The organism is Sphingomonas montanisoli (assembly GCF_008274695.1).
Taxonomy (GTDB): Bacteria; Pseudomonadota; Alphaproteobacteria; order Sphingomonadales; family Sphingomonadaceae; genus Rhizorhabdus; species Rhizorhabdus montanisoli.
The window spans coordinates 38,869-57,399 of the sequence record NZ_VTOU01000006.1 but is presented as its reverse complement, the minus strand read 5'-3'; the positions used below and the strand labels follow the sequence as shown (position 1 = coordinate 57,399).

General features: G+C 62.7%; 18 protein-coding genes. 16 read left to right on the top strand and 2 right to left on the bottom strand.

The annotated features are described in order from the left end of the window. Positions 1–5: 5 nt before the first annotated feature. From FYJ91_RS19525 to FYJ91_RS19445, 16 genes are all read left to right on the top strand, one after another. Complete coding sequence (locus tag FYJ91_RS19525; protein ID WP_149524010.1) at positions 6–341, top strand: VirB3 family type IV secretion system protein; 336 nt, start codon at positions 6–8, stop codon at positions 339–341. Then, a complete protein-coding gene (locus FYJ91_RS19520) occupies positions 334–2,751 on the top strand; it encodes a VirB4 family type IV secretion/conjugal transfer ATPase (protein ID WP_149524009.1) in 2,418 nt (805 codons plus the stop codon). Before FYJ91_RS19525 ends, FYJ91_RS19520 begins: the two co-directional genes overlap by 8 nt. A 4-nt stretch (positions 2,752–2,755) precedes the next feature. Next, complete coding sequence (locus FYJ91_RS19515) at positions 2,756–3,472, top strand: TrbJ/VirB5 family protein (protein WP_149524008.1); 717 nt, start codon at positions 2,756–2,758, stop codon at positions 3,470–3,472. 8 nt (positions 3,473–3,480) lie between these two features. Then, the gene (locus FYJ91_RS19510) at positions 3,481–3,687 is read left to right on the top strand and encodes an EexN family lipoprotein (RefSeq protein ID WP_246152758.1); all 207 of its coding nucleotides are present in this window, start codon (positions 3,481–3,483) and stop codon (positions 3,685–3,687) included. A gap of 14 nt (positions 3,688–3,701) precedes the next feature. Then, positions 3,702–4,646, top strand: a complete 945-nt coding sequence (locus FYJ91_RS19505) for a TrbL/VirB6 family protein (protein ID WP_149524006.1) — start codon at positions 3,702–3,704, stop codon at positions 4,644–4,646. A 328-nt stretch (positions 4,647–4,974) separates the two neighbouring features. Then, the gene (locus tag FYJ91_RS19495; RefSeq protein ID WP_149524004.1) at positions 4,975–5,664 is read left to right on the top strand and encodes a VirB8 family type IV secretion system protein; all 690 of its coding nucleotides are present in this window, start codon (positions 4,975–4,977) and stop codon (positions 5,662–5,664) included. After that, positions 5,661–6,518: a P-type conjugative transfer protein VirB9 gene (gene virB9 / locus FYJ91_RS19490; protein ID WP_149524003.1), complete on the top strand. Its 858-nt coding sequence runs from the start codon at positions 5,661–5,663 to the stop codon at positions 6,516–6,518. Before FYJ91_RS19495 ends, virB9 begins: the two co-directional genes overlap by 4 nt. A gap of 5 nt (positions 6,519–6,523) precedes the next feature. Continuing rightward, on the top strand, positions 6,524–7,750 hold the full coding sequence (gene virB10, locus FYJ91_RS19485; protein ID WP_149524002.1) for a type IV secretion system protein VirB10: 1,227 nt from the start codon (positions 6,524–6,526) through the stop codon (positions 7,748–7,750). Between the two features lie 2 nt (positions 7,751–7,752). Then, positions 7,753–8,757, top strand: coding sequence for a P-type DNA transfer ATPase VirB11 (gene virB11 / locus FYJ91_RS19480; RefSeq protein WP_149524001.1), 1,005 nt, complete (start codon positions 7,753–7,755; stop codon positions 8,755–8,757). A 19-nt stretch (positions 8,758–8,776) separates the two neighbouring features. Then, positions 8,777–10,735 carry a type IV secretory system conjugative DNA transfer family protein gene (locus tag FYJ91_RS19475; protein ID WP_149524076.1) on the top strand — a complete coding sequence of 653 codons (1,959 nt, stop codon included), beginning with the start codon at positions 8,777–8,779 and terminating at the stop codon, positions 10,733–10,735. Further along, entirely contained in the window at positions 10,716–11,684 is a 969-nt protein-coding gene (locus FYJ91_RS19470; protein WP_181008596.1) for an LPD7 domain-containing protein, read from the top strand. The genes FYJ91_RS19475 and FYJ91_RS19470 overlap by 20 nt, the downstream gene beginning before the upstream one ends. A gap of 251 nt (positions 11,685–11,935) precedes the next feature. After that, entirely contained in the window at positions 11,936–12,766 is an 831-nt protein-coding gene (locus tag FYJ91_RS19465; protein WP_149524000.1) for a type IV toxin-antitoxin system AbiEi family antitoxin domain-containing protein, read from the top strand. Then, a complete protein-coding gene (locus FYJ91_RS19460; RefSeq protein ID WP_149523999.1) occupies positions 12,766–13,599 on the top strand; it encodes a nucleotidyl transferase AbiEii/AbiGii toxin family protein in 834 nt (277 codons plus the stop codon). Before FYJ91_RS19465 ends, FYJ91_RS19460 begins: the two co-directional genes overlap by 1 nt. A gap of 94 nt (positions 13,600–13,693) precedes the next feature. Further along, positions 13,694–14,602, top strand: coding sequence for an ABC-three component system protein (locus FYJ91_RS19455; protein ID WP_149523998.1), 909 nt, complete (start codon positions 13,694–13,696; stop codon positions 14,600–14,602). Continuing rightward, positions 14,599–14,844: an ABC-three component system middle component 6 gene (locus tag FYJ91_RS19450; RefSeq protein WP_021243503.1), complete on the top strand. Its 246-nt coding sequence runs from the start codon at positions 14,599–14,601 to the stop codon at positions 14,842–14,844. Before FYJ91_RS19455 ends, FYJ91_RS19450 begins: the two co-directional genes overlap by 4 nt. Beyond that, complete coding sequence (locus FYJ91_RS19445) at positions 14,841–16,607, top strand: ABC-three component system protein (RefSeq protein WP_149523997.1); 1,767 nt, start codon at positions 14,841–14,843, stop codon at positions 16,605–16,607. Before FYJ91_RS19450 ends, FYJ91_RS19445 begins: the two co-directional genes overlap by 4 nt. A 31-nt stretch (positions 16,608–16,638) precedes the next feature. Here the strand turns inward: FYJ91_RS19445 and FYJ91_RS19440 are convergent, their stop codons facing one another. Both FYJ91_RS19440 and FYJ91_RS19435 read right to left on the bottom strand, forming a co-directional pair. Then, positions 16,639–17,778, bottom strand: coding sequence for a relaxase/mobilization nuclease domain-containing protein (locus FYJ91_RS19440; protein ID WP_149523996.1), 1,140 nt, complete (start codon positions 17,776–17,778; stop codon positions 16,639–16,641). Further along, positions 17,771–18,307 carry a plasmid mobilization protein gene (locus tag FYJ91_RS19435; RefSeq protein WP_149523995.1) on the bottom strand — a complete coding sequence of 179 codons (537 nt, stop codon included), beginning with the start codon at positions 18,305–18,307 and terminating at the stop codon, positions 17,771–17,773. The genes FYJ91_RS19440 and FYJ91_RS19435 overlap by 8 nt, the downstream gene beginning before the upstream one ends. Positions 18,308–18,531: the final 224 nt, after the last annotated feature.

The following is an 18,531-nucleotide window of genomic DNA, read 5'->3' as shown; positions in this document are numbered from 1 at the left end:
CCGCGATGGACGACGAAAAGCTTAGGGAAGAGACGCTCTTCCTGGCCGTGACCCGACCAACGATGTGGTTGGGCGTACCGATCGAGGCGTCGCTGCCGATCGCGCTGGCAGCGTGCCTGACCCTCATCATCACCGGCAACCCGCTCTACGCTTTCGCATTGGCCGGTGCGTTTCTGGCGATTGCCCGACTGATTGTCCGGCACGACGCCAACGCGTTTCGACTGCTGTGGCTGTGGACGACGACCAAGGCGCGCTGCCGCAACCGCGGCTGGTGGGGCGGCAGCTCCTACTCTCCCCTGCCGATCGACGGGGCGAAGCGCCCGGGCTTCGCACGTGGCTAGCCGGGCCAGCGCATTGAGCGGAGCGACAGCCCGCACGCCATGGCGGATCCTCAAACAGGAGGCCGACCCGGCGCGTTACCTGCCCTATGCGCGCCATATCGACGAGAACGTCATCGCGCTCGATGGGCGCGACCTCATGATGATGTTCAAGCTCGAAGGCATGGCGTTTGAAACCGCCGACCCTGTCCATCTCAACGACTGGCACGAGAAGCTCAACGGTACGCTGCGCAACATTGCCGACGACCGCCTCGCGATCTGGACCCACATCGTTCGCCGGCCGATCACGGACTATCCCGAAGGCGAGTTCCGCTCGGCCTTTGCGGCTGATCTCGATGCAAAATATCGTGCGCGGGTCACTGCCAAGCGGATGTTCGTCAACGAACTGTACCTCACCCTGATCATGCGCCCGTCCGTGGGATCGGCCGACCGCACCGGCGTGCTGCTTCGCCGTCTGGCGTCGGCGCGCAAGGAAGGGACCGAGGTGGACGAGGATGAGCTCGCACGCTTCGAGGACAAGGCGCGCGATATCGAGAAGCTCCTCGCACGCTGCCGGCCTCGGCGTCTGCACCTCTACGAGCATAACGGCCTGATGTTCTCCCAGCCGCTTGAGGTGCTCGAGCTGGTAATGATGGGCCGCGCCGGCAGGGTGCCGCTGGTCCGCGGCCATCTCGGTTCCGCCATCTATGGGGAACGCGTGATCTTCGGCCGCGAGACGGTCGAGGTGCGCGCGCATGATACGAGCCGCTTCGTCGGTCTGTTCGGTATCCGCGAATATCCGGCCATGACGCGACCCGGCCAGATGAACGCGCTGCTCAGCCAGGATTTCGCGTTCGTCGTCACGCAGTCCTTTGCGTTCATGGGCAAGGCGCGGGCCTCCGAGCGCCTGCGGCGGCGCCAGAACCAGATGGCATCGACCGAGGATGCCGCTGCAAGCCAGGCGCTTGAGCTGGCGGACGCGGCCGACGATCTGCAGAGCAATCGCTTTGTCCTGGGGGAGCATCATTTCTCGCTCGCGGTCTTCGGTGAAAATCAGAAACGCCTGGCCGAGAATCTCTCAACGGCGCGGGCAGCGCTTGCCGATGCCGGTCTGGTCTCGGCGCGGGAAGGCCCGGCGCTGGAAGCCGCTTTCTGGTCGCAGCTTCCGGGTAACTTTGCGTGGCGTGCGCGGCCGGCGGCGATCACGTCACGCAATTTCGCCGCCCTCTCCCCCTTCCACACCTTTCCTGCCGGCAAGGCAGAGGGCAACCATTGGGGCGCTGCCATCGCGTTGATGAAGACCGCGGCCCAGTCCCCCTTCTACTTCAATTTTCATGTGAACGATCTCGGCCATACGCTGATCATCGGCCCGTCGGGTGGCGGCAAGACTGTCGTCCAGAATTTTCTGATGGCGCAACTCGAGAAAACCGGCGCGCAGCAGATCTTCATCGACAAGGACCGAGGCGCCGAAATCTATGTACGGTCATCCGGAGGCACGTATCTGGCGCTGCGCAACGGCGTGCCGACCGGCTTCGCGCCGCTCCGGGCGCTCGAGCAGACCCCCGGCAACATCGTCTTCCTCGGCAGGCTGATCCGGCATCTGGTGACCCCCTCGGGCACCCAGCTCGGCGTCACGCAGGAGCGGATGATCGACGAGGGCATCCTTTCGATCGGACGTCTTCCCCCGGAAGAACGGTCTATTCTAGCGCTACGTCAATTGCTCGGACAGCGCGATCCGGAAGGGATAGGCGCGCGGCTTGAGAAATGGTCACGCGGCGGAGCGCTTGGCTGGGTGTTCGACAATGACCGGGACGAATTGACCCTCGAGGCCCGGTTCATCGGTTTCGACATGACGGATTTCCTCGACAATCCCGAGATCCGCACGCCGCTCATGATGTACATGTTCCACCGGATCGATGCCTTGCTCGATGGCCGTCGCCTCGTGATCGACATCGACGAGTTCTGGAAGGCGCTGGGCGATGATGCCTTCCGCGCGTTCGCGCAGGACGGCCTGAAAACCTACCGGAAGCAGAATGCCTTTCTGGTCTTCGGCACGCAAAGCCCGGCCGACGCACTGCGCTCGGACATCTCGCATAGCATCATGGAGCAGGTCGCAACCAAGATCCTCTTGCCCAACCCGCATGGCCGGGAGGTCGATTATATCGATGGTCTTGGCCTCACCCGCGCCGAGTTCAAACTCATCAGAAACGATCTGATCCCCGAAAGCCGGCGCTTCCTGGTCAAGCAGGGTCACGATTCCATCGTCGTGGAACTCGATCTCGGCGGGCTGTCCGACGAACTGGCCGTCCTCTCGGGCACCACCGAAACCGTTGGAATCCTCGATCAGGTTCGCCGCGAACATGGCGACGATCCCAGCGACTGGCTGCCCGTCTTTCACGAGCGCCGTCGGGTCACCAGCAGAAGGAAAGGATAAGGTCATGAAGGTAATTCAAGCGCTGGCGATTGTCGGCGGACTGGCAATGTCCATGCCGGCATTTGCGCAGGGCATCCCGGTCTATGATTCCAGCACCTTCCTGCAGACGCTCTCGACGGTGAAGAACACCCTGTCGATGATCGAACAGGGAAAGCAGCAGATTTCGCAGGCAACCGAGCTCTACAACAGCGTCAACAAACTGACGAACGTCAATCAGATTGCCTCGTCCCTGAACACCGATGCCGTTCGCCACCTCTTGCCGAGCGAAGCACGGGATATTCAGCGCCTCATGTCATCCGACACCACTGGCCTCGGTAGCCTTGGGACCGCCGCAGATCGGATCCGTAGCAGCAACCGCGTCGAGCTTCCCGAGCTGCGCCCCGATGCGACGTCTTTCGAGCGCTCGAACCGCGATTCGATTTCTCGCAATGGAGAAATGGCGGCGCGGGATGCCGCCATTGCCGAAGCAGCTTATGGCGTCACGACGAAGCGGACGACAGGTCTTGAGGAGTTGCGATCATCGCTCGACACCGCATCTGATGCAAAGGACGTGATGGATATTCAGGCCCGGATTGGCGTCGAGAATGCGCATATCCAGAACGACGCTGTCCAGCTTCAGGCACTTCAGATGCGGCAGGCCGCCGAGGCGAGGCTGCGTTCGCAGCGAGATGACGAAACCGGCCTCGCCAAGCTTCAGCAGAGCCTGAGTAGTCGGCCGTGAAGGGGAGCGTGGCGATTCTGCCCGTTCTGACGGCCATGCTCCTCAGTGGTTGCGGACAGCCGGTCGGCAAGGCGGACCTGAAGTCCGATCCCAAGCTGCGCGCTGAAATCCTCGCCGCGTGCGCCGACGGCACCCACACCAATGCTCAGGAGTGTAGCAACGCAAAAGACGTCGAGAACGCTGACAAGCTCGAGCGTTCGCTGGGCCATAAATAAGCGGGGAATTGGCCATGGCGTCCACACTCTTCGCGGATATCTACACCAACATTGACGGTAAGCTCGATCTCTTCCTGAACGAGCGTCTCACCAACGTCATTGATGTCGTGCGGGGACCGCTGGCGCTTGGCCTAGTCATCTACATCGCCCTGTTCGGCTACATGGTGATGCGCGGAATCGTCAGCGAGCCCTGGGGCGAGCTCGTCTACCGGATGGTGAAGCTGTGCCTGCTCTATGTCGCGGCTACTACGGTCGCTTATTCCGAGTGGATCACGGACCCGCTTTTCCACGGGATGCCGGATGCCATCTCCCAAGCGCTTGCGGGCAAGACCATCACCAGCGTCGGTGCGGTTTTCGACGATTATTTCGGCCAGGTCGATTCCATCGTTCTCATCATCAGGACCGAGGCCGCGACCTATCTGGACATCAACCCATGGAAGCTCGTCCTGCTTACGCTGGCAGTCGCGATTTACGGATTGGCAGGTCTCTCCGCGGCAATCGGATTTGCGATAACCGTGTTCGCGAAAGTGGCGCTTGCTGTCGTGATCGCGCTCGGGCCGATTTTCATCGCACTGTCACTGTTCGAAACCACGCAGCGCTTCTTCTACGGTTGGCTCGGACAGGTGTTCAACTACATCGTCCTGATGGCGGTGATCATCGCCATCACAGCGCTCATCACCGATCTCGGCGCCACCGCGCTTACAGCGGCCCAAGGGACGCCGGACGTTACGATCGGCGCGGTCTTGTTCGCAGTCTACATCTTCCTCGGCACAATCTTCTTTTTCCAGGCCCCCTCGATCGCGACCGGCATTGCCGGGGGCGCGTCCGCCGGCATCGGCGCTTTCGCCGGCTCTGCGTGGGGGTCCATGGCGGCACCGTTCCAGCAACGCCGTATCGCTCGCAACAGTCGCAATCTCGAACGGGCCGCTCAGCGCGGCGGTTCGGTCAGCCGCGCATGAGGAAGGAACACCCAATGACGAGGCCGTCCACGATAGTCCGTGCGCTCCGACGAACGGCCATCGTCATCGCGCTGCTCCCAACGCTCGCCCAAGGGGCTTCCGGGCCGAAGAAACTGCCCGTCTGCAATGGCAAGCACCTGCGCGACGTCAACATCTATGGGAGCGTACTGCCGGGCTCGCCCATCCCCGCCGTGGTGGCGCCCCCTGCCTCACCACCCGTGCCGCAGATCAAGCAACCAGCTGATCGCGGCACACCGCCCCCGCCCGTTCCTTTGTCCGAGAAGACATCGGCGCGAACGGCTCCCAGCACCTATGGAAGCTGCTGATCATGCGGAATCAGACCGAAGGTGTCCCGGCCAAGGACGCCGAACTCTATTTCGGCCACGCCCGATCCTGGGATCAGGACCGTCAGCGCAAATCGTTACGGTCCGAACGCATCGCCTGGATGGTGGCCGGCCTGGGCCTGCTTGCCGCAACCGCGGAGGGTTTCGCACTCGCGGGCCTTGCGCCGCTGAAGACGGTCATGCCGTACATCATTCGGGTCAACCAGACGACGGGCGCCGTCGACGTGCAGACCACCGTCACCCAGAAGCCGATGCGCTATGACGAGGCGGTCACGAAATTCTTCCTCGCGCAATATGTCCGGACCCGGGAAAGCTGGTTGCCGGCGGCGGCCGAAGAGAATTTCCGCGCCGTCACTATCCTGTCTGAACCAGGCGAGCAGCAACGCTGGGGCCGGTTTTTCAGCTCGAACAACGCCGCGAGTCCACAGGTCGTGTGGGGCAAGGGTGCGGTCGTGCAGGCCCGCGTGCGCAATATTGCCTTCATCAACGATCGTGTCGCCAACGTCCGCTTCACGCGAACAGTCCAGACCGATACCGACACGCAGAGCAGCGACTGGATCGCGACTGTCACCTTCCGGTACACGAATGCGCCGATGGCGGAGGGCGACCGCTATCGTAACCCACTGGGGTTCCAGGTCGAGAATTACCGCGCGGACCCCGAGGTGGTGCGGTGAACCGCCTTCTTCCCATAGCGGGCCTTCTCGCCATTTTAGCGACACCAGCGCTCGCGGAGGACACGCCGCGCGGCGGGCCGGCGGATCCACGTGTGAAGTTCGTCGAGTATCAGGAGACCCAGGTCTACCGGATCGTCGGCACATTCCGGACGGCGACCCAGGTCGTGCTCAGCGCCGACGAGACGATCGAACATGTCGCGCTCGGCGACACCGTCTCCTGGGAAGTGGCGGTTGCCGGTCACATTCTGTTCCTGAAGCCGCGTGAGCGGGCCGGACCGACGAACCTTATCGTCACGACCAATCGCGGGGGTGGGCTGCGCAACTACGCCTTCGAACTGACAGCACGCCGGGGACCGATCGGCAGCGGGAGCCGCGATACGTTCTTCCAGGTTCGGTTTCGCTATCCGCGCGATGATGCTGACCGAGCCGCTCGCATGCGCGCGACGCAAGAAGCACAGCGCGTCGCGGCATTGCAGGCGAGCGCCGTTCGGGGAGCCCTTGACCACGGCGTCATCGATGGACCGCGCAATCTGAACTACAAGGTCCAGGGTGCGAGCGATCTTCAGCCGTCGGAGATCTCCGACAACGGCCAGTTCACGGTCCTGCGTTTCCCCGGCAATCATGAGATACCGGCGATTTATCTCGTGCGCCCGGACGGCTCGGAGACGTTGGTCCCATTCGATGTCCGGGACGAGTTCGTGGTCGTTCACGCCGTGGCGGCTCAACTGCGGCTACGCCGGAACCGGGAGGTGCTGTGCATCTATAATCTCGCGCCGACACCCTTCGGCGTCGATCACGGCACCAACACAGCGTCGCCGCATGTCGAACGCACCATACAAGACCCGAAGGAGTGAGCGCGATGGACGAGTCTGCGGCCGAGGCCCCTCGTCGCCCGCAAGGCGATCCAACACCTGAACGCGACGAAATCATCCGCGAGCGCGGCATCGATCCGATCGGCGGGATGACACCGGCAAAGCGGAATACCGCCCTGATTTTCGCCGGTACGGCGATGGTTCTCGGCATCTTGTGGGTCAACTCGGGGCCAAGCGCCAACAATGCCGGCAGCCTGATGGGCAAACCGGAGTCGATGGCCAAACGCCCCGATCTGGCAGCGCGCGAGACCGTCGCGTATGATGCCGTCGCGGCGAAACCCAAGCCGCTTGGCACTCTCGCCGCAGATCCCAACGCACCCGTCATCAATCCTCCGGCTGGCACGCAGGTCGTCGGCCCTGACGGACAGATCGTTCCTGCCATGCAACCGGGCGCAGCGCCGGCGGGCGCGCCGCAGAATACGCGCCAGAACCTGGCCGACCAGGCACGGCGATCGACATTGATCGCCTATGGAGGGCGCGATGCGCTACAGCCATCGGCGGGTGGAAGTGGCGCAGGTAGCGGCACCGCCAGTCCGGACGGTGGCGATGGTGCAAACGATACGGCCGCCCGCGGCGCACCCAATGCGCTCGACGCGCTTCGACAGAGTTCGGCGGTCGGCGAGGCACGGGCCTCGATGCTGCCCAATCGCAATTATCTCGTCACCGCCGGCACGCTGATCCCGTGCATCCTCCAAACAGCGATGAATTCGGCGCAGCCCGGTTACACCTCGTGCCTGATTCCGCGCGACGTCTATTCGGAGAATGGCCGTGTCGTGCTCATGGAAAAGGGCACAAAAGTCCTCGGCGAATATCATGGCGGCATCCAGCAAGGGCAGAACCGCCTGTTCGTGTTGTGGACGCGGGCCGTCACGCCGCAGGGCGTGCGCATCGACCTGGCTTCGCCGGGGTCGGACGCTCTTGGCCGCGCCGGCATCGCCGGGTCCGTGGACACCTTTTTCTGGGCGCGCTTCGGTAGCGCGTTGCTGCTCTCGCTGGTCGACGACGCCGCTTATATCGCCGGTCAGTCCGTCTCCGGCGGCAGCAACAATTTCAACAACACGACCCGCACGCCGAGCGAGGGGGCGAGCATCGCGCTCCAGAACAGCATCAACATCCGACCGGTGCTGAAGAAGAACCAGGGCGAGGAGGTCGGGATCTTCGTCGCCAAGGACTTCAACTTCGCCGACGTCTACAATCTCGAACTGCGGCGCTGAGGATGAGCGATACCGCTGTCCTGCGCCATTATCTCGCGCCGATCCTGCCGTTGCTGGAGCCGGTCGAGGTCACCGAATTGGTGATCAACAAGCCCGGCGAGGTTGGCATCGAGGATCATCGCGGTTGGCATTGGCATAGCGTCGCCGAACTCGACAGCGACTGGCTGGCGACGCTGGCCGTCGCGGCCGCAAGCTTCACCCGGCAGGACGTAAATGCCGAGACCCCGATCTGCTCGACCATTTTGCCCGGCGGGGAGCGATGCCAGATCGTCATACCCTCGGTGACGCCGAACGGTGCGCCGTCCTTTACGGTGCGCAAGCCTTCCCGGGTCAACCTTGCGATCGATCAGCTCGCGCAGACCGGCCTGTTCAAGGGAACCCGTTCAGCGGCGCTTGGGCTTGGCGAGGTCGATGCCCAATTGGTTGCGCAGCGCGACGCCGGCGACTGGCCAGCTTTCTTCAGGACCGCCGTTGCGGCCCGCAAGAACATCCTGGTGAGCGGCGCGACCGGATCGGGCAAGACCACCTTCGCCAAGGCGCTAATCCAGTTGATCCCGCCCGACGAGCGGTTGCTCACGATCGAGGATACGCGCGAGCTCGTCGTCGAGCATCGCAATGTCGTGCACATGGTTTATTCGAGCGAGCGACAGGGCCTGGCCAAAGTCGGCCCCAAGCAGCTGCTCGAAAGTGCGCTGCGCATGCGGCCCGATCGCATCCTCCTGCAGGAACTGCGCGACGGCACTGCCTTCTTTTATCTGCGCAACGTCAACTCAGGCCATCCCGGCTCGATCACGACCGTCCATGCCGGCTCGGCCATGGGCGCCTTCGAGCAGCTTACCCTGCTGGTGAAAGAGTCGGAGGGCGGACGCGATCTGGCCCGCGACGATATCCGTGGGCTGTTGCACATGCTCGTCGACGTCGTCGTCCAGACCCGCAAGCGCGCCGGAAAATTCGAAGTCGAGGAGGTGTATTTTGACCCGACTGTCGGACGCACGACCACTCACTAAGGTCGCGATCGTCGCGGGGATGCTCGCGGCAACCTTTTTGGCATGTGCCTTGTGCGCGGTGCTGGTCGCGCTCGTCGGCCTCAACCAGATCGGCCCGCGCACGCAGGTCTCGGCGATACCCGGATGGCTTTGGTACTATCGCGGCGACCCGCTGCTACGTCTGTGGCTGGAGCGCGGTGCGCTGGTCAGCGGCGCCATCGCCTTCGTCATCCTGCTCATCATCCTGAAGCGGGGGCGCACGCTCCATGGCGAGGCACGGTTCGCGCGCGAAAGCGAGATCCGGCGCGAACATCTGCGCAGCAACAGCGGGATCATCGTCGGGCAGAAAGGCGGCCGCTATCTGGTTTTCGGTGGCACAGAGCATGTTTTGCTCGAGGCGCCGACGCGCGCCGGCAAGGGCGTCGGCGTGGTGATCCCCAATCTTCTGAGTTGGGCGGACTCGGTGGTGGTGCTCGATGTGAAGCGCGAGAATTGGGACATCACCGCAGGTTTTCGCGCACGGCATGGCCAAGCGGTTTATCTGTTCGATCCGCTCGATCCCGAAGGGCGAAGCGCCCGCTACAATCCCTTGAGCTTCATCGACCGGCTCGACGACACCGATGTGATCAATGAACTCCAGAAGATCGGCGGCATGTTGTTTCCGGCTCCGGAAAAGGCTGATCCGTTCTGGGCGGAAGCGGCGCGCGCCGCCTTTGTCGGCGTCGGCGCCCTTGTCGCGGCCAACCCCGCCCTCCCCTTCACGATTGGCGAAATCTATCGGCGACTGACGACGGGCGATCCGAAGGTCGAACTGCCGAAGGTCGTCGAAGAGGCGCAGCGCCGCGGCCAGCGGCTGAGCCAGGCCTGTGTGTCGGCGCTGAGTGACTTCACCTCCGCGTCGGACAACACATTTTCGGGCATCAAGCAGACGATCACCTCGAAGCTCAATCTCTGGCTCAATCCCTATGTCGATGCCGCGACGTCAGAGACCGATTTCGATCTGCGCCAAATCCGCCGCGAGCGGATATCGATCTATCTTGGGGTCTCGCCCGACAATATCGACCGGATCGCGCCCGTCTATAACCTCTTCCTCCAGCAGCTGATCGATCTCAATACGCGAGAACTGCCTGAGAATGGCGGCCGCGTGCCAGTGCTCATTCTGCTCGACGAATTCGCCCGCCTCGGCAAGGCACCGGTCATCGCATCGGCTTTTTCCTATGTTGCAGGCTACGGGCTTCGCCTGTTGCCAGTCATCCAGAGCCGGTCCCAGCCCCGCGGTATCTATGGCGTGGACGTCACCGACGAGATCATCGCCAACTGCGGTCTGGAGATCGTATTCACACCCAAGGAGCTGAAGGTCGCCAACGAACTGTCCGAGCGGCTCGGTTTTTTCACGATGAACGTCAAATCGAAAAGCCGGACAATTCATGGCCTGCTCGCTAACCGCAGCATATCGGAATCAGACCAGCGGCGCGCGCTGATGATGCCCCAGGAACTGATGCAGATGCCCAAAGGCGACCTTCTGCTGATGCGCGGTGGCATTCCGCCGGTCAGGGGCCGCAAGATCGAGTATTTCCGCTCGAAGCGCTTCACGAGCCGCATCAGTGACCCGCCCAAGGTCGCGCCCCGCCCGATCGCGATCAACGCCGTGTCGTCCGCCGCCAAATTGGCAGGCGGGGCGAGCAGCAGTGATCCGTTAGCGCAGGCCCTTAGCGCGAAGCGGGCTGCTCTGTTGAACGACGGTCCAGAGACTGCGGCAACGGAGCAGGCGCAACCCAGCGCGCGCGCGTTGACCGATGACGAACTGTCGGGCTTTGCCGAAATCACCGATGACATGTTGGTGCTCGGCGACATGGTGGATCTGCCACCCCCCGGCGACGAACAGGCCGCTATCGCCTTTGTCACGGCGATGACGGCCCGGGCCGTTCTTGAGCCCGTGGGCGCAGGCGCCCAATCTCCAGCATTTGTGACCGAGAGGCATGACCATGGCAGAGAGTGATCGCAAGCAATCGGGTACGGCGCGGACTATTGCCAACAGCGTTGGCATTGACGCCGCCGAACGGGGCAAGGCGCAGGCGCCTGGGTCGGCTCCGCCGGAAAAGTCCTCGCCTGGGGGAGCGAAGGATAGTCCCACTGAATCGCCTGATCATGTCCGCGCCGCTGGTGCGTTGCGAAGCGCCCCCAAGGTGCTTTCCCTCGAGGCGGGCGATGTGCCGGACAGCGTGCGGAAGCGCTATTATGCCGACAAGGCAAAATGGTCGGGCGAACCCGCCTTTTTCACGACGGCGCAAGCAAAGGATCCCGCGTTTCGCGATCAGGGCCGGCGCTTGGTCACGGCGACGGAAAGCCAGGAGGTCGTCAAGGATCTGGTGGCGATCGCACAACACCGCAATTGGGATCGGATTCACGTCACGGGATCGGAAGAATTTCGGCGATCGGTCTGGATCGAGGCCAGTCAAAAGGGGCTCGAGGTACGTGGTTATAAACCCAACGATCGCGATCTCCAGGAGCTCGACCGGCTCCGCGGAGAGACGAACCGTAATTCGATTGCGCCCATGGCAGCAGCCCGTGATCTCGATGCTGTCCGCGGGTCATCCGGGACGAGTCGGCAGAGCGATGGCAATGGTTTGGAACGACCGGATGCCCGGCGCGGCGATCGTGGCAACACGCCGAATGATCGTGCGGCCGATAGTCAGATGCGCGTGATGGAAGCGGTGATCCGACGGACATTGTTCGACAATCCCGAAGCGGTCGCGCGGGTGATGACAGTCGCCCGCACGCAGCTCGATGCGCATATTGCGGCGGGACGGAACATCCGGCCGGCAATGGTCAAGGATGCCTCCCCCAACGTCAGGCAGGATATCGTCCGCGGCCGTGACCCGGCCACTCCCCCCATCCCTCGTCCTGGGCGCGAGCCCAAACCCCAGGAACGCAGCCGGTCTCGGTAACCGGGCATCGGTCTTTGTGCCGCAGTCCCTCTACGACAGATGGCTCAGGCGATCGGCTCTGGTTTAAGAACCGTCCCTTTTGTTCGTCCGTGCCGAACATTTTTCATGGTTGATAAGCCGCGAGCGGCCCAACCCAAGCCTGTCGGATGTATACTGTCTGCGCGGAGCGTCCCACAAAGCGCGACAATCTTGCCAGATAATATAATCGCCGTTATATCGAACGCGCCATACATCGCCCAGAGAGGCTCAAATTGCGCGAAGGATATAATCTCAAGACGCTTGGACCTCGTGCCGCTCAGCTGATCGTCGAACTGAACGAGCGCCGTCAGCCGATTTTTTCGCTCGCGGACGTCACCGAGATCACAGGTCTGAGCCCATCATCGGCACGCAGCCTCGTCGCGAATACCGAAGCGCGCGGGATCGTCACGCGCCTAAAGCCTGGTCTCTACAATCTGGTGCCATTCGAGCGGGGCCGCGACACCGAGCATGTGAGCGATCCTTACCTCATCGCAAGAACGCTGGTTGGCGACGCGGACTACTTCATCTCCCACGGCAGCGCCCTCGAGCTGCACCGCATGGTCACCCAACCGCAGTTGGCCATCATCGTCTCCTGCGCCAAACGGCTGCGCCCGCAGCACATCCATGGGTATGAATTCCGCTTCGTCGACGTCAAACCGCAGGATTTCTTCGGTCTGACCGAGATCTGGATCACATCCGAAGAGCAGGTCAGGGTTAGCGACCCCGAGCGGACCATCATCGATGGTCTCGACCATCCGCAATATGTCGGTGGTGTCACGGAGGTTGCCAAGGGACTCTGGATGAAGCGCGACACGCTGCGGGTAGAGTTGATGATCGAATACGCGCTTCGCCTCGGCGTTGGCGCGGTGATCCGCCGCCTGGGCTATCTGCTGGAATTTTACGGGCTGGCCGACGCAGCCGCATTGGAGCCTTTGCGCGTGCGGCTGACCCCGACCTATCAGCGCCTCGATCCCCTGTTTCCCAATGAGGGCCGGATGCTGGCCCGATGGCGCATCCGGCTCAACGTCGAGCCCGACGAACTCGATATAATCCGGAGCAGCTGATGATTCCCCAGCGCGATCTCTCCCGTATCGCCAACGGCCTTCTCAAGCCGCGCGGCCGCCGCGTTCCCGAGGCGGTGATCGAACGCGACTATTGTCTGGCCTGGTTCCTGACCGGTCTTGCCCAGCATCCTTTGCGCGAATTTCTCGCCTTCAAGGGCGGGACGGCATTGCGCCGCTGCTGGTTCGAGAATTACCGCTTCTCCGAGGATCTCGATTTTTCGCTGGTCAAGCCGATCGAACTGGACGCGATCCTCTCAGGCCTGAACGAGATCTTCGCCATCGTCGAGACGGCTTCGGGGATCAACATGGCCTATGATCGGCCGGACCGGCATGGCCATCAGAACACGCACACCTTCTATCTGAGCTACAAAGGCCCCCTGCCCGCGCGCAGCGACGTAAAGGTCGATATCACGATCAATGAGGTGTTCTGCTTTCCACTCGCCGAGCGTCCGATCCTGCGGACGTTCGAGGAATTTGCGGACCTGCCCGAAGGCCCGACCGTCCTCGCCTACAGCTTGGCGGAGATATTCATCGAGAAGCTGGCGGCCCTGTCGGACAAGGCCCGCACCGAGCCGCGCGATCTCTATGACCTTTGGAATTTGCTCGAGGAGCGTGACATCCGACCAGCGGAATATCTCGCCGAGTTCGCCCAGAAGCTCGCCCTTCGAGAGCGCACGCCCAGTGGCGTGACCGCCGCGATCGCCGCGAAAGAGAAGCGTCTGAGTACCCTCTGGACTGGACGATTACAGCAGCAGATGAGCGATCTGCCGCCATTCGAAGGCGTGTTTCGCGATGTTATGCGCGTTCTGCGCGAAGCCGACCTGCCGGAGTAGAGTGCGCTGTTCACCGCCCCGACGATGGGCGTAAATTAATAGATTTGCTTGCTGATTCTGCCAAAGGTTATGGTGGTCAAGTTCGGGGGATGAGTTGGACGACACGCAACGCTTTGCCTATGGGCTCAAGTTCGAGAACGCCTTTCTGCGCGAGCGCGGCAAGGCGTTCGAGACCCTGTTCGCCCGTATCATGGCGCATGCCTTTCCGGGCGATTTCCAACCCGTCCGTCCTTACGGTCCGAAAGGCGACCTGAAATGCGATGGCTTCCGGGCCAGCGATGGCACCGTGTTTCAATGCTATGCGCCCGATGCAATGAAACTCGAACCCCTCCTTGCCAAGGTCGATGAAGATTTCGCAGGCGCGCTCGTCCATTGGACGACAAAAATGCTGCGGTGGGAGTTTGTCCATAACGACAGTCGCGGCCTCCCGGCCGAGGCCGTCAAGAAACTCGCCACGCTCAACGCCGCGAATCCGAACGTCGCCTTGGCCGTCTGCGGCGAAGCGGAATTGCGGCTGATCGCCATGTCGCTCGCGCTCCACCAGCTCGAAGATCTCTTTGGCGCCGTTCCATCGGGCCGTGTGCTGGAGAAGCTCGATTTCGAGGCGTTGCGGCCGGTGCTGCTGGCAATTCAACGGCAGGAACCGGACGCGGAACCATCGCTGGTGGCGCCATCGGCGGCAAAGCTCGAACGCAATGCCCTCTCCCAGGACGCAGCCGGGCTGCTGCGACAGGGCCGCCGCCGGGAGCAGTTGGTCGAAGCCTTTTTTGCCGGCTGGCCTGATCCCGACCTCGGCGAAGAGATCGCACAAGCGTTCCGGGTGCGCTATCAGGCCCTGAAGGCGGTCGGGCTATCACCGGATGATATCTTCGGCGAGCTTCAAGCTTTCGCGGGAGGTATGACCGGAGAACCAGCGCGCCAGGGCGCGGTGCTCGCTGTGCTTTCCTACTTTTTTGAACGTTGTGACATCTTTGAGGACGCGATTCGAATCGACGCGATATGATTCTACCGACCAAACATATCCGGCCCGATCGGGCGCTCCTGGCGGTTGGTGCCGACGTGCTCGGCTGCCTGCGCGAGCCGATGACCGTCTCCCGTCTCTGGGATGAGATACGCATTTCTCGCAGCGATCGGGCGGTGTCGGCACCGATCAATTATGACTGGTTCGTGCTGGCGCTCGACCTGCTGTTTATCGTGAAGGCCGTGCAGTTCGATCGTGGTCTGGTCCAGAAGACCGTTTCATGATCCACGGCCTTTCCAGCGACCTTCCGAGCTTCAAGAGCTTGGCCTTCCGGCCCGGGCTGAACATCCTTCTCGCTGACAAGAGCGATGGGGCGACCGATCGGCAGTCCCGCAATGGCGCCGGCAAAACCAGCCTTGTCGAGCTGATCCACTTCCTGTTCGGCGCCAATGCCGACAAGGACAGCATTTTCCGCTCCGATGAACTGGCAGGCTTCAGCTTCGAGGCCCGCGTCGATATCGGACCGACGCTCGTCGATGTCGCGCGATCCGGCACCAAGCCATCCCGCATCCGATTGCAGGGCGACACATCCGATTGGCCGATCGCCCCGTCTCTCGAAGCCAAGACCGGCGATCTGGTCATCAGCAACGAAAATTGGCGCGCTGCATTGGGCGCGCTGCTTTTCCGCCTGAACCCGGATGTGGACGACGAAGCAAACGGCCGCTTTCGGCCGAGCTTTCGATCTCTATTCTCCTATTTCGTGCGGCGGCAGAATAGCGGCGGGTTCGTGTCGCCCACACAGCAATCCTCGATGCAGCAGGCTTGGGATCAGCAGGTAGCGATCAGTTATCTCCTGGGCCTCGACGCGAGCGTGCCGCAACAGTTTCAGGAGGTCCGCACGCGAGAGCGCGCGATGGCGGAGTTGCGCAAGGCGGCGAAGGACGGCAGTCTCGGCCGTTATTTCGGCACGGCGGCTGATCTCCGGACCCGCATGACGATCGCCGAAGCCCGTGCCAGAAGGATGCGCGAGCAACTCGACACCTTCAATGTCGTTCCAGAATATTCGGGGATGGAGCAGGAGGCTTCGCAGATCACGCGCGAGATTTCGACACTCAGCGACGACAATACCGCTGATCGGGAACTGATCCTACAGCTGCGCGCGGCGATCGACAGCGAGCTTCCGCCGGCGACGACCAGCCTGGACCGCCTCTATCGCGAAGCCGGTGTCGTACTGCCGGGATCGGTCGGTCGCCGCTTCGAGGAAGTGGAAGAGTTTCACCAGGCGATCGTGCAAAATCGGCGATCGCATCTGACGTCCGAGGTCCAGGCCGCGGAAGATCGTATCCGTACGCGCGATCGTGCGCGCGAAACCCTTGATGGCCGTCGTCGGCAGCTGATGGGCATCCTCCAATCCGGCGGCGCGTTGGAACATTACGCAGCGCTCCAGCAGGAAGCCGGTCGCGCGGAGGCGGACGCCGAGGGACTGAGACAACGCCTTACGACGGCGGAACAGATCGAAAGCACGAAAGCCGAACTCGACATTGAGCGCGCCCGGCTCCTGAAGACGCTTCAGGACGATCATCACGAGCGTCAGAGCATCATCGAGGAAGCGATCCTCGTGTTCGAGGATCTGTCCAACGCGCTTTACGAAAAAGCCGGGAGCCTGACGGTCAGCGCCACGCCCAACGGTCCCCAAGTCGATATTCGTATCGATGCCCAGCGCAGCAAGGGCATCACCAACATGCAGATATTCTGCTTCGATCTCATGCTGGCCGAACTGACCGCCCGCCGGGGCATGGGGCCGGGTTTCCTGGTTCACGACAGTCATCTGTTTGACGGGGTCGACGAACGGCAGGTGGCCAAAGCGTTGCAGCTCGGCGCCGATCATGCTGCCGCGGTCGGATTCCAATACATCGTCACGATGAATTCGGATGCTTTGCCGAAGGACGGCTTTCGTGACGGCTTTGATGTTAGTGCCTATGTGCTCGACACCAAGCTGACCGACGCAACCGAAACCGGCGGGCTATTCGGACTGCGCTTTAACTGAAGTACGCCCCTACCCCAACTTTTCGACGTCTTTAGCGCTCGCGATCAGGGGCCTTGCGTTTATCTTTGTCCGACTCAGCCGAGGGCAAAGCATCCGATTTACGGCTGGGGCTGTCCGCTGCCGCCGAACTCCGATCGGCGATCATGATCTCCCGCGCGCGCTCCAACCGCCGCGACACCGCCGCCGGCATATCGGCCACGAACCCCGCGATATCTTCGGCCAGTGCGCGATCCTCGTCCTTCCCGGTTGCCGCCAGCGCGGCCGCGGCCTCTGCGTAAGCCCCCCGGATCTGCTTCTGGCGGCCGAGTGCCAGCACGTCCTCCACCCGCCGCTCCGGGTTCTGTGACCGTGCGAACGCCTGCGCGCGCTCTTCGATCAGACGGTTGAGATCCAAATCCCTCCCCTGCCCGGCTGTCCGTGCCTCCAGATGGTGCACCGGCGAGCGCACCCGCTTTTGAACATGGCCGCGCGCGCGGCGCGGCGTCGCTTCGGCGGCGATGCCGCGCTGACGCAATTCATGGGCGAAGCTTTCGCGCCAATGATGAAGGTCGGCCTTGCGCGGATTGAACCGCGCGCCGTCCGCCCCCTGGGTCGCGACGGTCAGATGGACATGGGGGTGAGCGGTGTCGGTGTGGAGCGCCACCATATAGCTGAACTGCCCTTCGAACTCGGCGCGCGCAAATGCCTGGACGGCATCATGGATCGTTGCGGCATCGGTCGTACCGCCGGGCATCGACAACACCATCGACATCGAGGTCGGTCGCTCCTTGCCGTAAGGGTTCATCGCCTGATCGATCATGTCCCAATCGGCCGCGATCGCCTTCAGGCGCTTTTCGTCGGTGATGATCTCGCCTTCGCTGCTGCGAACCTCGAGCTTCCCGTGCCGTGATATATACCCAAAATGTTCGGCGAGGTGCTTGGCCCCACGCTGCTTGCCCGAGATTTTGACCATGACCTCGGGCGCCTTGCGCACGATCCGCTCAAGCTTGGCGCGCGCCTCGGCCGGCGATAACATCGGCGCACCGGCGCTCCCGCCCCTGCCCTTGCCCTTGCCACCACCCGAACGAATCCGCAGCGTCCCTCCACGCAGGCTGCGCTTGCCCCCGGTCGGCGGTCGCCAGGCTTCCATCAAACTGGGGAGCGGCAGGACGCCGTCATCATCCTCAGCCATCGGGCGTATCCCAATAGCTCAGGTCACCTTTGAGCGCGCGGCCAAGCGCGCGCAGCTGGTCGGCCACCTCGTCGCGGAAGGAGGCGACCCGCGCGGCCTCACGCGCCAGGTCGAGCCGCGAATCCACCATGGTCGCGGCATGAAGGGCATGGACCGCCTGGTTGAGATTGATGCCGATCCGGTTGAGCTCGCGCCAGGACTGCGCGATCTGTACCCGGTCGGCGCGCGGCGGAAGCGGATGTGTATGAAGCCGCCGACGCAACAGCATCACGAGCCATTCGGTCCGTTTTAGCCCGCGCGCATCGGCGGCCGCGTCGAGCCTCTCAATATCCTCGCGCGTGAGCCGAAGCTGCAGCCGGTCAGTCGTGCGGGTCCGAGGCGAAGCCGTCTCGCTCGACCTGTCCCCGGCGTTCTCAAGCGCATCGTCGATCAGCTTGCGCAGGAGCGCTGAGCGACCGCCGGCGGCAGTCGCCCTAGCATCGAAGCGCGCCGCGAGATCATCGGGCAGACGGAGGCCAAAAAACGCCACACCCCATTGCTATTGTTTAACAATGACGGCGCCAAGCCTATCCGGCCCTCACCTAAAACCACTCGTCTTATAGTCTGCTCAAGCAGACTCCGCCCGTCCTTAAGCCAAGTATCTCATCCCATCTGACATCGCAAAAAAGCAGAATATTTCCGAGCGATCCAATCCGCCCGATCCGCGAAAATGAAGACAGCCGCGCCCCTGAAGAAGGGGCGCGGCTGCCAAAA

Bases quoted from the DNA above. Each gene is read 5' to 3' on its own strand.
- FYJ91_RS19525 (WP_149524010.1), top strand. From the start codon at position 6: ATGGACGACGAAAAGCTTAGGGAAGAGACGCTCTTCCTGGCCGTGACC.
- FYJ91_RS19515 (WP_149524008.1), top strand. From the start codon at position 2,756: ATGAAGGTAATTCAAGCGCTGGCGATTGTCGGCGGACTGGCAATGTCC.
- FYJ91_RS19505 (WP_149524006.1), top strand. From the start codon at position 3,702: ATGGCGTCCACACTCTTCGCGGATATCTACACCAACATTGACGGTAAG.
- FYJ91_RS19495 (WP_149524004.1), top strand. From the start codon at position 4,975: ATGCGGAATCAGACCGAAGGTGTCCCGGCCAAGGACGCCGAACTCTAT.
- virB10 (WP_149524002.1), top strand. From the start codon at position 6,524: ATGGACGAGTCTGCGGCCGAGGCCCCTCGTCGCCCGCAAGGCGATCCA.
- virB11 (WP_149524001.1), top strand. From the start codon at position 7,753: ATGAGCGATACCGCTGTCCTGCGCCATTATCTCGCGCCGATCCTGCCG.
- FYJ91_RS19475 (WP_149524076.1), top strand. From the start codon at position 8,777: ATGCTCGCGGCAACCTTTTTGGCATGTGCCTTGTGCGCGGTGCTGGTC.
- FYJ91_RS19470 (WP_181008596.1), top strand. From the start codon at position 10,716: ATGACCATGGCAGAGAGTGATCGCAAGCAATCGGGTACGGCGCGGACT.
- FYJ91_RS19460 (WP_149523999.1), top strand. From the start codon at position 12,766: ATGATTCCCCAGCGCGATCTCTCCCGTATCGCCAACGGCCTTCTCAAG.
- FYJ91_RS19450 (WP_021243503.1), top strand. From the start codon at position 14,599: ATGATTCTACCGACCAAACATATCCGGCCCGATCGGGCGCTCCTGGCG.
- FYJ91_RS19445 (WP_149523997.1), top strand. From the start codon at position 14,841: ATGATCCACGGCCTTTCCAGCGACCTTCCGAGCTTCAAGAGCTTGGCC.
- FYJ91_RS19440 (WP_149523996.1), bottom strand. From the start codon at position 17,778: ATGGCTGAGGATGATGACGGCGTCCTGCCGCTCCCCAGTTTGATGGAA.